This window comes from Streptomyces sp. NPDC046308, from assembly GCF_055588065.1.
This window is the reverse complement of the sequence record NZ_JBVJFB010000001.1, coordinates 247,860-260,357: the sequence shown is the minus strand read 5'-3', so window position 1 is coordinate 260,357 and position 12,498 is coordinate 247,860. Positions and strand designations below refer to the sequence as shown.

The following is a 12,498-nucleotide window of genomic DNA, read 5'->3' as shown; positions in this document are numbered from 1 at the left end:
ACCCACGCGGAGACAGGCTTCTCAATGAGCGACATCATCAACGGACTTGGCCGCACCAGCGCCTACGGCGCCCTCGGCCTGGTCCTGCTGATCCTCGGCATCGTCCTCGTGGACGTGCTGACGCCCGGGAAGCTTCCGAAGCAGATCTGGGAGGAGCGCAACCGCAACGCGGCCCTGTTCCTCAGCTCCGCGCTGCTCGGCATCGGCGGCATCGTCTTCACCTCGATCTGGACGACCTACGACGACTTCGGCAAGGGCCTGGCGTCGACCGCGGCGTTCGGCGTGCTCGGCCTGCTGCTGATGGCGGTCGCCTTCCTGGTGCTCGACCTGGTGACCCCGGGCAAGCTCGGCGCGATCGTCGTCGACCCGGAGCCCCACCCGGCGGTCTGGGTCTCGGCCGCCTGCAACCTGGCCGTGGCCGCGATCGTCGCCGCCTCGATCGCCTGACGCGGAGCAGTCGTACACGACGAGAGCGCCGCTCCCCGCGGGGAGCGGCGCTCTCGTCGTGTCGTAGGCGGTGGCTACGCGAGGCCCAGCGCGAACACCGCGAACCCCGCCGCCAGCAGCCCCGCCGCCGCCCGGCGCAGCGCCCCGCCCCCGCGCACCCCCTCCGGCGGGTGCTCGAACCGGCGCGCGTACCGGGCGATGCCCACCAGCAGCGCCGCGAACACGGGCATCCACGCCACCCGCGCCGCGATCCAGCCCAGGCTGTCCGGAGCCGTCGTCAGCCCGGCCAGCGCGCCCCCGCCCACGAACGAGCCGGGCACGGCCGCGGCCAGCATGGCCGTCTGGTGCCAGCACAGGATCGTCATCGCGCACAGGTTGATCACGACCACCGGAGCCCACAGGACCGGCCGGGTCAGCAGCTTGGCCAGCCGCTCGCGCAGCAGGATCGCCGCACCCGACTGGGCCGAGGCCAGGGCCAGCACCAGCAGCGACGGCGGATGGGAGTTGGTCCGCGCGGCACCCGGTACGCCGACCATCGACGCCGGATAGTGGAAGACCGCCAGCAGCGCCGCGAACAGCAGGGTCCCGCCGGCCAGCAGCAGCCAGGCCCCGCGCCGCCCGATCCGCCGCTCGCCCCACGAGACGCCCAGCTGGTACGCGAACAGCCAGCCCGGCAGGACGTTCCCCAGGGACAGCCAGGACGGTACGGACTCGGCGAGCGGCCCGTAGCGCAGGAAGTCCACCACGGCCACCGAGCCGAGCAGGGGGGCCGCCGCCCAGCCGCCGAGGCGGCCCGCCGCCCGCACGCAGTACGGGGTCAGCGCGGTGACCACCACGTACACCCCGACGAACCAGAGCGGCTGGATCACCAGCGTCGCCCCGGTGCGCAGCGAGGCCTCCGGCACCCCGGCCGCGTACAGCACCGGCGCGGCCAGCGCCCACACCGCGGTGACCCCGAGCACCGGCCGGCCCAGCCGGACGATCCTGCCCTTCAGCCACGCACCGGCCGAGCCGGGGCGGCGCCGGTAGGAGAGCGCCGAGGCGTAGCCGCCGACCAGGAAGAAGATGCCGAGCATCTGGAGCACCCAACTGGCCGGCGCCAGAGCGCCGAAGGCCGACAGCGGGCTGGCGTTGTGCAGCCCGCCGTCGGAGTCGAGGGTGAAGCCGCCGAGCAGCCAGTGGCCGGTCGGCACGGCGAGCAGCGCAAGGGCGCGCAGCCCGTCGACCGCCCGGTCGCGGTGGGCGGGGGTCTGCCCGTCGATCCGCTCGACGGCCTTCCGCAGCGGGGCCAGGGTGGTGGCGGAGGCGCTCATCGGGTCGCTCCCTTCGCGATCGCGGCGAAGGCCGCCAGGGACTGCGTGCCGGGCGCGAAGTAGCCGGCGTGGCCCTGGACGTCGGCGGCGGGCACCCGGCGGGCGCCGAAGTGCGCGGAGGTGGGGTCGGCTCCGTGTCCGATGTCGGCCAACCGGACGTTCGGGACGTCCGCGATCCAGTCGGAGGGACCCCGGGCCGCCCAGACGCGGGCGCCGGTGCCGAGCCCGGCCGCGGTATCGGCGCGCATCCCGGGGGAACCGAGGGCCACGACGTCGGCGGCGTCCGTGTGACGGACCGCCAGCCCGCAGACGACCGAGCCGTAGCTGTGGCAGAACAGCACCGGGTCGGGCGCGCCGACCGCGTCGAGCCCGGCGGTGAACCGGGCCAGGCGGGCCGCCCCGGCCGTGGCCAGCCGGCCGTCGGCCGCGTCCAGGCCGACACCGACCGGGGTGGTGTAACCGGTCCACGCCACGACGGCCGTGGATCCCCCGGCCGCCTCGTGCAGGGCCCGGGCCATCCCGGCCGGGCCGGTGTGTGGCGTGCGCCGCGCGTCGTGGGTGGTGGCGTCGTTGTCCGACCCCGGCACGATCACCGAGACGTGCTCGGCCTGCTCCAGGTCCCCGAACACCTCGGCGACCTGGCCCCGGCCGCGGGGGTCGAAGGCCAGGATCCGCCGGTCCGGCGCGGCGAGGGAGGCGTACCGGGACTCACCGGTGGCGGTGATCGCGATCCGGTTGGCCTCGTACCGCAGGGCCAGCGGCGCCCCCTCCAGATTGCCGACCACCATCGGGTGGTCGCGCAGGAGTCGCCGACGCGCCGTCTCGTCGAGCCCGGCGAAGAACTGGGCCACCTCGCGCGGTGTCGCGGTCGCCGGGTCGGGCAGCGCCCGGCCGGACGCCGTGTCGGCCAGCCAGCCGGTGGTGCCGGGCGGTGGCCCGGTGACCGCCTCCTGGCTCTCGCCCGAGGCCCATCCGGCGGTCCCCCCGACGACGGTCACCGCCAGCGCGGCCGTGACCAGCGTCCTTCCGAAGCGGCGCATGCCCCTTCTCCTCTCCTCGTGACGAGGAGGAAGGTAGGAAGGAGGTGTCGGCGCGCACGTCGGACCGTGGTGCCAAGTCGGGTGTCATACCCCGGTAGGGGGTGGTGGAGGGCCGGGGGTCCGCCGTTCCCCCGCCCGGTCCGCCTGGCCCCGCCCGGTCCGCCGTGCCCCGCCCGGCCGCGGGCGCCCGGTCAGGCGGAGTCGCCCGGCCGGACCAGCCCCGCCTCGTATGCGAAGATCACGGCCTGGGCCCGGTCCCGCAGGTCGAGTTTGGCCAGCACCCGCCCGATGTGGGTCTTCACCGTCTGTTCCGCCAGCACCAGATGGCCCGCGATCTCCTGGTTCGACAGTCCGCGCGCGATGAGTTGCAGTACCTCGGTCTCACGCGGGGTGAGGCCGTTCAGCCGCAGCGCCGGGTCCTTGCGCGGAGCCGGCCGCTGCTGGACGAAGTCCGCGATCAGCCGCCGGGTCACCGAGGGGGCGAGCAGTGCCTCGCCCGAGGCGACGACGCGTACCGCCGCGATCAGGTCGGCCGGCGGGGCGTCCTTCAGCAGGAAGCCCGAGGCGCCGGCGCGCAGCGCCTCGTACACGTAGTCGTCGATGTCGAAGGTGGTCAGCATCAGCACCTTCGGCCGGTGCACGACCCCGGGCGGGGGATCGAGGATCTCGCGGGCCGCCGTGAGCCCGTCCATCTCCGGCATCCGCACGTCCATCAGCACCACGTCGGGGTGCGTGGAACGGGCCACCTGCACGCCCTGCCGCCCGTCGGGCGCCTCACCCACCACGTCGATGTCGGCCTGCGCCGACAGCAGCGCGGCGAACCCCGCCCGCACCATGGCCTGGTCGTCGACGATGATCACACGGATGGTCAACTTGCGTCCTCGATCGGGGCGTTCAGGGGAAGGCGGGCGGCGACCCGGAAGCCGCCGTCGGGCAGCGGACCGGTGTCCAGGGTCCCGCCGGTCAACCGTACGCGTTCCCGCATCCCCACCAGACCGTGCCCCGTGCCCGAACTCTCCAGCTCCACCACGGCGTCCCGGGCCGGACCGTTGACCACGAGCACCAGCACCTCGTCCTCGTCCACCGTCACCGAAACCCGGGTGCGCGCGCCCGGCGCGTGCCGCACCACATTGGCCAGGGCCTCCTGCACGATCCGGTACGCCGACAGGTCCACCGCCGGCGGAGCCGCCCCGGCCGCCCCCGCCGCCAGCGACAGCTCCACCGGCTGTCCGGCCCGTACGGTCGCCTCCACCAGCTGCTGCAGCCGGTCGATGCCCGGCTGCGGGGCCCGTTCGCCCTCCGCGCCGCCGTTCGCCCCGTCGCCGCGCAGTACGGTCAGCAGCCGCCGCATCTCGCCCAGCGACTCCCGGGCGCCGGCCGCGATCGCCGCGAACTCCTCCTGGACCGCCTCGGTCATGCCCGGCAGCCGGTACGGCGCCGAATCCGCCTGGACGGTGATCACCGACATGTGGTGGGCCACCACGTCGTGCAACTCGCGGGCGATCCGGGCCCGTTCCTCCAGCAGCGTCCGCCGGGACCGCTCCGCCTCGCTGATGCTCTCCTGCTCGGCGATCCGCTGCTGCGCGTCGCCCAGACCGCGCAGCGCACCCGTCAGTACCAGCATCACCCCGCTCAGCACGAACAGCAGGGCGGCGGAGTTCATCACGCCGTCCGGCTGGGAGAAGCCCAGCGCCGCACCGAGCACGCCGGTCACCAGCCACACCCCGACCAGGGTCCGGATGGACTCGCGCAGCCCCAGACAGGCCATCAGCACGACATACCCGACGATGGTCATCGGCGGCCACGGCCAGGAGTGCCCGGCCACCTCGTCGGCACCGACCAGCAGGACCGCGCCGGTGAAGTCCGCCGCCAGGACGAGGCCCCAGGCGGGCAGCGGCCGGACCACCGCGAGGAGCAGCGGCACGGTCTGCGCCACCCCGAGCGCACCCGCCCAGCCGCCGTCGAGCCCGTAGTCATTGGTCAGTACGGCGATGGTCACCGGAAGCAGCGTCACCACGAAGACGCCGACGACGAGGTACGGCAGCATCCGCTGCCAGCGCTTGGCCGCCTGCCCCAGCAGGGGCTGCGCCGGCCGGGCGGGCGTGCGCAGCAGTGCGGCGAGCCGGCCCAGCGCGCCGGGCACAGGGGCACCGGAAGCGCCGGCCGAAGGGGCGTGGGTGCGGTCGCGTTTCCGGCCGCCCCGCCAGGTGCGGGATCTGTCGCTCATGATCGGACCAGCCTATGCCCGGCCGGAGACCGTACCGGGGACAAGGGTAGGCTGCCCGCCAAGCGATCATGGGGGAAGAGAGCATGGGCGGGGCAGCCGCGCTGGAGAAACTGGTACCGGTGCTGCTGGCCTTCGGCGGCGGGGTGGTCCTCGCACGCCGCAAGATCGTCCCGGCCGAGGCCTCCAAGGTCTTCTCCGACTACGCCTTCCTCTTCGCCGTCCCCTGCTACCTCTTCGGCAACATCTACGCCAGTGACCTCGCGGCCCTCTTCAACTGGCGGGCGATCGGCGGCTACGCCGGTTCGGCGGCCCTCGCGGTCGCGGCCGTCGCCGTGGCGGCGGTCGTCCACGGCATTCGGGAGCCCCGGGTCGTGGCGCTGCGCGTGATGGCAGGGGTCCAGGTCAACACGGCCTACTTCGCCGTCCCCGTCTTCATCACCGTGTTCGGCACGGCGGCCCCGATCTTCCCGATCCTGCTGTTCCAGGTCTGCGTGCTGTCCCTGGTCGTCATCGCCCTCATGGAACTGGGCCGTGCCGGCCCGGCCGCGGGCGGCCCGGCCCGGCGCCTCGCCCGCGCCGTCGGTGCCTCCCTCACCACCCCGGTGGTCCTCGCCTGCAACGCCGGCATCCTGCTCAACCTGCTCGCGGTGAAGATCCCGGCCGTGGTCCTGGACGGCGCCGCCTTCGTCGGCGACAGCGCCTCGCCCGTCGCCCTGTTCGCCCTCGGTCTCCACCTCGGCGGCCTCGGCCTGGACCTGCGGGGCACCACGCGCGAGGAGCTGGCCCTCGTGGGCTTCAAGTGCCTGGCGTTCCCGCTGCTGACCTGGGCGGTGTGCGGGATGCTCTTCGGCGTCCGGGGCGAGTGGCTGGCGTACCTCGTCCTGATCGCGGCGATGCCGACACCGCAGAACCTGTTCATCTTCGCCCAGCGCTACGACGTGGGCGTCGACCTCTCCGCGGCGCTGGTGATCAAGAGTTCGCTCGTGTCGCTCCTCCTGCTGCCCTTGTGGCTGCAGACTGTCGCCGGATAGGCGTCAGAGCTCCTTGTCGGCCACCCCCGCTCTTAGGGTCGGGGCATGACCGAGAACGAGATCAAGCTCAAGGCCATTGGCGCGCTGACCGCCCTGCGCGGGGGAGTCGAGGAGGGCCTCGTTTCCGAACTGCTGGGGGAGACGATTCCCGAGCAGTTCTCGGTCCCGGCCGGCGCCGGTGCGGAAGAGATCGGCGGCGCCGTCCTGGATCAGCTGGCAGCCCCGCTGAGCGCCCTGGTGAGCGGCTTCATCGCGGCATTCGAAGCGGTCGCCGACGCGTATGACGCGACGGGCTTTGAGCCCGAGACCGAGCTGATCCTCCAGGAACTGGCCCTCCGCCTCGCTCGGGACGACGCGGAGTGACACAGGGCGGAGCCACCACGATCAGGCGGTGGGGGGCTTCTTCGCCGCAGCAGGATCGGCGAGGGCCCGGCCCGCGGCCAGCGGGTGGGTCGCTCCGGCGCGTATGAAGTGGATGACCTCGTCGTGCAGGGCGCGGCTCGCGGCCTCGCTGGGGCACGCCAGGGGGCTGCCCGCGAGCTCGACCCACTCGGACGCGCCGCTGCACTGGACCGTTACGTGGGCCAGCCCGTCGGACTCGGTCCAAGTGGTGTGGACGTCGAGTTCCCCCGTCATGGCAGGGCCCGTCTCGTTGGTCCTGACCCCGTCCCGGCCGGCGAAGATCCCGCGGGTCGTCCATGATGCCCAGGTCATACGACCTCCCTGATAGCCGCTGTTCTGCCAGTGTGCACGTGTCGGCAGCCGTCTGCCCCCGCAGGCGGGACGTCCCGGCTCGCAGGGCGCGGGGTCGTCGCACCGGCGGGGTGGGGGGCGCGGGCGGCCGACGGGTTCACGCATTGCGCTGGTCGTGGGTGTCCCGGCGAAGGCGGTCGGTGTGCCGCGTCATGGCGTCGATGCGGTCGGCGATTTCGGTGTCCTCGGGCCGCAGGTGGGGGCGTGTGTCGGTGAGCGGCTTGACGAGGCGGGCCGCGTCGTTGTCGGCGAGGGCCTGGTTCAGTTCGCCGATGGCGCCGCTGGCGGTGTCCGGCAGGCCGGTGAGGGAAGTGACCTGGCCCGCGAGCCTGCGCAGGTCGGCCGCGCTGTCGCGGGCCCAGGCGCTCACGGTGCGGTCCGCGGCGCGCGAGTCGCGCGTCGCCTGGACGCGCTGCTCACCGGTGCTGCCGGCCGTCCCCGGGCGCAGCCGGAGGTAGCGGCGTTCGGCGGCCTGACGGCTGGCGACCCCGAGGGGACCGGCGAGCTCGGCCCAGCTCGCCCCTCGACCGCGGGCGTTCTCGATCAGGACGCATTCCCAGTCGGCGAGCTGTTCGCGGACCTCGCGCAGCGTCAGCAGGGCGGCCAGAGCCGGGTGCGGTCCGCTCTCGGACGGGGACGCTTCCGACGCCGCTCCCGTCTGTGCTTGCCGGGCGTCCCGCACGGCCTGACTGATGGTCTCCAGGGCCGTGGCAGCGGCCAGGAAGTGGACCCGGCCCGTCGGCGGCTCGGCCTCGTTCACGACTCTCTCCGTTCTCTGCGCGATGTCGTCATTCCGTTGCCTCATTCCGATGTCAACTGTTTGGTGACGAGCTGGCTTGTCATCGTTTCGATGACATGTTACAACGGAGGCACGTTGAAGCGCATTGGCAGTTCCTGCCCGAACCAACTGGAGGTGTTTCGCGATGTTGATGCGCACCGACCCGTTCCGCGAGATGGACCGGATCGTCCAGCAGCTCTCGGGTACGTCGGGGACCTGGTCGAAGCCGTCCGTCATGCCGATGGACGCCTTCCGGCAGGGCGACATGTACGTGATCGCCTTCGACCTCCCCGGTGTGAGCACCGAGGCGATCGACATCGACGTCGAGCGGAACATGCTGACGGTGAAGGCCGAGCGCCGGCCCACGGGGAAGTCCGACGGCGTGCAGATGGAGCTCTCCGAGCGGCCCCTCGGGGTGTTCTCCCGCCAGGTGATGCTCGCTGACACCCTCGACACCGAGCACATCGAGGCGGACTACGACGCGGGTGTCCTGACCCTGCGGATCCCGATCGCCGAGCGTGCCAAGCCCCGCAAGATCAGCATCGGCGGCGAATCCGGCCGCAAGCAGATCTCCGGCTGACCGCCCCGGCCGGAGCACCGGAGATCCGCTCCGATCGCCCTGCCACCCGTGGCGGAGGACCAGGTTCCGATTCCCCCGGCAGGGGTCCTCCGCCGCCCCGCTCCCCTCTGCTCCGGAGGTGACCCATGCCCTTGCGCCGCGAGTCGTTTCTCGCGCACGTCCAGGAGCGCGGCGAGTACGGGACACGGGAGGAAGCCGACCGCGTGTCCCGCGTCGTCCTGGCCCTGCTGGGCGCCCACCTGGTCGGCGCGGTGCGGGCCCGGCTCGCCTCTCGCCTCCCGGAGGCGTTCGCGCTGATCCTGCTCAATCCCCTCGCGGCGAAGGAGCCGCTCTCAGCCGAGCGTTTCGTCCGCGCCACCGCGGCCTGGATAGAGGGCGCCACCGAGAAGACGGCCCTCTGGGACATCGGAGCCGTCCTCTCCACTGTGGCCGCGGCCGCGGGAGCCTCCCTCACCCAGGAGGTCCTCCTCCAGCTGCCTCCCGGCTACGACGTGCTCTTCGGCCACCCCCAGCCCACATGACGCAACAGCCAGCCGTGCCCCCTCCCGCCCACTCCTCGCAGAGAAAGGCACACCCCGTCATGTACGACCCGACCCGACAGCGACCCTCCCGCGCGGCCGTGACGTACGACCAGATGCTGGAGCGTGTCCGCTACGAGGGCGCCTACCCCAGTCGCGAACGTGCCGCCGAGGCCGTCCGCGCCGTCCTGTCCGCCCTCGGCCGACAGCTGACCGGCGACGAGCGCCTGGACCTCGCCCGTCGCCTGCCCGTCGAAGCGGCCCTCGCCCTGACCGCGGCCGTCCCCGATGCCGAGCAGCTCACGGGATGGGGCTTCGTCAAGGACCTCGCCGCCCGCACCGGTGCCACGCCGGCCACCACCCGCTGGGACGTCGGGGCGGTTCTCGCCGCCGTCGCCGCTCTCGCCGGCCCCGATCTCCTCGCTCGTGTCCTTCAGCAGCTTCCGGAGGGCTACGCACTCCTCTTCGGCCAGGCCCAGCTACGCCTGCCTCAGCCCCAGCCCCAGCCCGCGGGCGTCTGACGGAGCGACCCGCCGGGCATCCGGTCGTACCCCCGGGCGGGACCGGCTCGTTGACCCGGCATGGAACTGCCGACCATCGCGGCGCCGGGCGTCGGGGAACGGGCCGACGCCGTGGCCGATGCCGCCTGCCACCTCTACGACACCATCGCGCCCTGGGGCTTCGGAGCGCCCGGGGGCTGGAGCCGGACCGCGGCCGAGGACGCCGCCGAGGCGATCGAGACGACCGCCCACGCCCTCGCGTCCATCGACCCCGGCGCCGAGGTGGTCCTCGCACCCGTCCACGCCGCTCTCGCCGACCTCCGTCGCCGGCTCGGCCTCGCGTCCGCCGACGTGGCCACCGGCGACGGGCTCCCGGCGGCCCCGCGCACGGTCGGGAACCCGCGCCGGACCCGCTGGGTGCGGGTGCTCACCGCACCTTCGCCCCGGCAACCGCCTTCTCGTACAACTTCCTGATGTCCGCGCCGAAGTAGGAGCTGTACGAGGTGTCGGCGGTGTCCCCGCCCGTCTTCCAGCCCCCGATGACCCCCACCACGTCGCCGGTCCCCGTCCGCCCGTCGTAGCGGAGCAGGAACGGGCCGCCGCTGGTCCCCCCGGGGTAGCCGGTGCAGTCGATGCGCAGGAACGATCCGGGGATCCGCGCGTCCTTGCTGGTGAACTTCGTCGTCTTGTTCACGCACAGCCGCGGACGGGCGGCGGAGGCCGGGTACCCGATCAGCGACACCTTCGCGTGCGCGTAACCGGCGCCGGTGAGCAGCCGGTTCCCGCCGACCACGTCCTGCACCCGGAAGCCGCGCGAGTCCGGGCCCACCTGGGCGAAGGCCACGTCGAGGGCGGCGGCGCGGTCGGGGCCCTGGGAGCGGTAGCGCGGGTCGATCCAGATCCTGGAGCGCCCGGCCGCGTCCCGCAGGACGGGGAACATGCCGTACGGCTGCGGCTTCGCCTTCGTGTACCGCGGTACGAAGGCCACCTGCTGGGTGTCCGAGCCGATCAGGCAGTGCGCCGCGCTGAGCACGAGGTTGTGGTCGGGCGAGGCGACCACGCTCGCGGTGCAGAAGTAGGACCCGCCGTTCTTGACGAGGAACATCCGGCCGACCACCGGGATCCCGTCGAAGTTCTGCCCGACGCCGGGGTCGGTGGCCGGCACCCGGGGAACCGCGGGACGGGCCGGGGCGGGAAGCAGTGACGGCCTGGGTGTCGGTGTCGGTGTGGGCGTGGGCGCGGACGTGGGCGTGGGGACGGGGACGGGGACGAGGGGGGACGGGGAGGCGGACGGGGTCACGGACGGCTCCGCCGTGCCCGGGGTCGTGTCCGGTAGTGGGACCGCGATCGGCTCCGGGAGCGGGGTCGGCGTCGGCGTTCCGACGGGAGTCGGCTCCGTCGGCCCCGTCGGCTCCAGGGGTGCGAGCGGATCCAGCGGCGCGAGGGGTTCCGACGGCGGCTCGGGCGCCGGGGGTTCGGGCGGCTCGGGTGTCGCGGGCGGCAGCGGGGCGGCGGCGGCCATCCGCTCGGCCGTCCAGAAGGACTCGGCCTCGCGGGCGGACCAGCGGCCCGCGCTCGCCGCGGCGGTGCTCCCGGCCTCGGCCACGGGCAGCGGACCTCCGGGCACCAGCAGGGCAGCCACCAGCGCGGCCAACGTCACCATACGTCGCATTCCGGACACTCCCTAAATGGCGTGGGGGAAACGGAAGAGCCGGTCCGGGTCGTAGGCACGCCGGACCTCCTGCAGGCGGGCGAGGTTCGGCCCGTAGTAGGCCTCGCGCCAGCCGGTGAGCTTCGGGTCGGTGTAGTTCTGGTAGGCGCGGCCGCTCGCCCAGGGCCGCAGGTCCTGCCAGAGCCCGTCGAGCCAGGCCTCGTACCGGGCCACCTCGGTGGCCGGTGCGGACTCGGGCCAGTGCACGAGGTACTGGGCGAGGAAGGCGCTGTCGCGGTGCGCGAAGGCCGTGTCCGCGACGGCGACCTGGTTCAGCGCGCCGCCGCAGACCCCGTCGAACTGCACCACCGCCAGGCCGCCCCGGGGGACGCCGGCCCCGGACCCGTAGCGGCGTACCGCGTCCAGGACCGTGCCGATCGCCGCGTCGGGCAGCCCGGCGCCCGCCCAGAAGTCGGAGCGGGCGGCGTAGGAGTGCCGTTCCAGCCGGCCCTGCGGGTCCCGGCCCGGCAGGGTGCCCGGCAGCCGGCACTGCGCCGCGGTCAGGTCCAGACAGCCCGACAGGGCCCGCAGGGTGTCCGCGTGACTGCGTACGACGGTCCAGTCGTCCCGCGGGGGTCCGCCGACGAGGTCGGACAGCCGGGTCAACTGCCGTTCCAGCTCGCCGCGTCCGTCGAGGCACACCACCCGGACCGCCGGCGGCGCCGGGACCTCGGAACCGGCGCCGGTACCGGTGTCGGCGCCGGCTTCGACCGTGAACTCCACCTGGCTCCAGAACGGCTCGGGCAGCCCGGCCAGCCAGCGCTGCCAGCCCCGCAGCACGTCCGCGGAGTCGCCGCCGGGCCAGTGGAGTTCGGCGAAGGCGCAGTCCCGGGGAGCCGCGTGCGTACGGAAACGGAACTCGGTGACCACGCCGAAGTTGCCGCCCCCGCCGCCCCGCAGGGCCCAGAAGAGGTCCGGATCCCGGTCGGCGGCCACCTCGCGCACGCGCCCGTCGGGGGTGACCACGCGGGCCCCCGTGAGCCGGTCCGCGGTGCTCCCGTACGCCCGCGAGGCCGGCCCCAGGCCGCCGCCGAGGGTGAGCCCGGCGATCCCGACGGACGGGCACAGTCCGGTCGGGACGGCCAGGCCCCGCCCGGCGAGGACGGCGTGCACGTCCCCGAGCCGGGCCCCCGCGCCGATCCGTACGCCGTCCCCCTCGACGGCCACGCCCGCCATGGCCCCGGTGTCGACGACCAGCGCCCCGGCCCGCGTGGACCAGCCGGCGTAGCCGTGCCCGCCGCCGCGCGGGACGACGGCCGCGCCGGAGCGGCGCGCGAAGTCCAGGCAGACGGCCACGTCCGCGGCGTGCGCGGGGTAGGCCACCGCCGCGGGTGCGACGGCGTCGTAGCGGGGCTGGAACAGCCGGCGGGCCTCGGCGTAGTCGCGGTCGCCGGGCAGCACCACCCGCCCGTCGATGCCGCGGGCGAGCGCCCCGTAGTCCGGGCCCCGGGCGGTCGCGCCGACGGTGGCGAGGACCGCCGCGGCGGCGCTGCCGAGGACTTGGCGGCGAGGGAGGCTCATACGTCCTTCCTGCCACCGCCCGCCCCGATCGCCGTGAAGGCGGGCCCACACACACCGGGCAGCCCCCCGAACGGCTCAT

The 12,498-nt window shown here is 74.1% G+C and carries 15 protein-coding genes; 7 read left to right on the top strand and 8 right to left on the bottom strand.

Annotated features, from left to right (window positions below; genetic code table 11):
* Window positions 1-24 precede the first annotated feature (24 nt).
* Window positions 25-447 (top strand): DUF350 domain-containing protein, encoded by a 423-nt coding sequence (locus ACZ6JT_RS01195; RefSeq protein ID WP_365470388.1) that lies wholly within the window; start codon window positions 25-27, stop codon window positions 445-447.
* 74 nt (window positions 448-521) lie between these two features.
* Here ACZ6JT_RS01195 and ACZ6JT_RS01190 read toward each other — a convergent pair whose 3' ends face one another.
* The 4 genes from ACZ6JT_RS01190 to ACZ6JT_RS01175 all read right to left on the bottom strand — a co-directional run bounded on the left by ACZ6JT_RS01190 (window position 522) and on the right by ACZ6JT_RS01175 (window position 5,027).
* Entirely contained in the window at window positions 522-1,760 is a 1,239-nt protein-coding gene (locus ACZ6JT_RS01190) for an acyltransferase family protein (RefSeq protein WP_469205919.1), read from the bottom strand.
* Window positions 1,757-2,800 (bottom strand): alpha/beta hydrolase, encoded by a 1,044-nt coding sequence (locus tag ACZ6JT_RS01185; RefSeq protein WP_469205917.1) that lies wholly within the window; start codon window positions 2,798-2,800, stop codon window positions 1,757-1,759. Before ACZ6JT_RS01185 ends, ACZ6JT_RS01190 begins: the two co-directional genes overlap by 4 nt.
* A 191-nt stretch (window positions 2,801-2,991) precedes the next feature.
* Window positions 2,992-3,672, bottom strand: coding sequence for a response regulator (locus tag ACZ6JT_RS01180; protein ID WP_469205915.1), 681 nt, complete (start codon window positions 3,670-3,672; stop codon window positions 2,992-2,994).
* Window positions 3,669-5,027: a sensor histidine kinase gene (locus ACZ6JT_RS01175; RefSeq protein ID WP_469205913.1), complete on the bottom strand. Its 1,359-nt coding sequence runs from the start codon at window positions 5,025-5,027 to the stop codon at window positions 3,669-3,671. Before ACZ6JT_RS01175 ends, ACZ6JT_RS01180 begins: the two co-directional genes overlap by 4 nt.
* A gap of 83 nt (window positions 5,028-5,110) precedes the next feature.
* On the opposite strand from ACZ6JT_RS01175, the gene ACZ6JT_RS01170 reads away from it, so the two are divergent.
* Both ACZ6JT_RS01170 and ACZ6JT_RS01165 read left to right on the top strand, forming a co-directional pair.
* Window positions 5,111-6,058 carry an AEC family transporter gene (locus ACZ6JT_RS01170; RefSeq protein WP_469205911.1) on the top strand — a complete coding sequence of 316 codons (948 nt, stop codon included), beginning with the start codon at window positions 5,111-5,113 and terminating at the stop codon, window positions 6,056-6,058.
* 45 nt (window positions 6,059-6,103) lie between these two features.
* Complete coding sequence (locus tag ACZ6JT_RS01165) at window positions 6,104-6,421, top strand: hypothetical protein (RefSeq protein WP_469205909.1); 318 nt, start codon at window positions 6,104-6,106, stop codon at window positions 6,419-6,421.
* A 21-nt stretch (window positions 6,422-6,442) separates the two neighbouring features.
* Here ACZ6JT_RS01165 and ACZ6JT_RS01160 read toward each other — a convergent pair whose 3' ends face one another.
* Together ACZ6JT_RS01160 and ACZ6JT_RS01155 are read right to left on the bottom strand one after the other, a co-directional pair.
* Window positions 6,443-6,772, bottom strand: coding sequence for a hypothetical protein (locus tag ACZ6JT_RS01160; RefSeq protein WP_469205907.1), 330 nt, complete (start codon window positions 6,770-6,772; stop codon window positions 6,443-6,445).
* A 136-nt stretch (window positions 6,773-6,908) separates the two neighbouring features.
* Entirely contained in the window at window positions 6,909-7,571 is a 663-nt protein-coding gene (locus tag ACZ6JT_RS01155) for an HSP18 transcriptional regulator (RefSeq protein ID WP_469205905.1), read from the bottom strand.
* A gap of 163 nt (window positions 7,572-7,734) precedes the next feature.
* Between ACZ6JT_RS01155 and ACZ6JT_RS01150 the strand changes: the two genes are divergently transcribed.
* The 4 genes from ACZ6JT_RS01150 to ACZ6JT_RS01135 all read left to right on the top strand — a co-directional run bounded on the left by ACZ6JT_RS01150 (window position 7,735) and on the right by ACZ6JT_RS01135 (window position 9,661).
* Entirely contained in the window at window positions 7,735-8,169 is a 435-nt protein-coding gene (locus ACZ6JT_RS01150) for an Hsp20/alpha crystallin family protein (RefSeq protein ID WP_469205903.1), read from the top strand.
* A gap of 125 nt (window positions 8,170-8,294) precedes the next feature.
* Window positions 8,295-8,690: a DUF2267 domain-containing protein gene (locus ACZ6JT_RS01145; protein WP_469205901.1), complete on the top strand. Its 396-nt coding sequence runs from the start codon at window positions 8,295-8,297 to the stop codon at window positions 8,688-8,690.
* Between the two features lie 59 nt (window positions 8,691-8,749).
* Complete coding sequence (locus tag ACZ6JT_RS01140) at window positions 8,750-9,208, top strand: DUF2267 domain-containing protein (RefSeq protein ID WP_469205899.1); 459 nt, start codon at window positions 8,750-8,752, stop codon at window positions 9,206-9,208.
* A 60-nt stretch (window positions 9,209-9,268) separates the two neighbouring features.
* On the top strand, window positions 9,269-9,661 hold the full coding sequence (locus tag ACZ6JT_RS01135; RefSeq protein WP_469205898.1) for a hypothetical protein: 393 nt from the start codon (window positions 9,269-9,271) through the stop codon (window positions 9,659-9,661).
* On the opposite strand, the gene ACZ6JT_RS01130 is transcribed toward ACZ6JT_RS01135, so the two are convergent.
* On the bottom strand, window positions 9,615-10,859 hold the full coding sequence (locus ACZ6JT_RS01130) for a serine protease family protein (RefSeq protein ID WP_469205896.1): 1,245 nt from the start codon (window positions 10,857-10,859) through the stop codon (window positions 9,615-9,617). The two genes, ACZ6JT_RS01135 and ACZ6JT_RS01130, sit on opposite strands and share 47 nt — an antisense overlap.
* A 12-nt stretch (window positions 10,860-10,871) precedes the next feature.
* The gene (locus ACZ6JT_RS01125; protein WP_469205894.1) at window positions 10,872-12,419 is read right to left on the bottom strand and encodes an FAD-binding oxidoreductase; all 1,548 of its coding nucleotides are present in this window, start codon (window positions 12,417-12,419) and stop codon (window positions 10,872-10,874) included.
* Window positions 12,420-12,498: the final 79 nt, after the last annotated feature.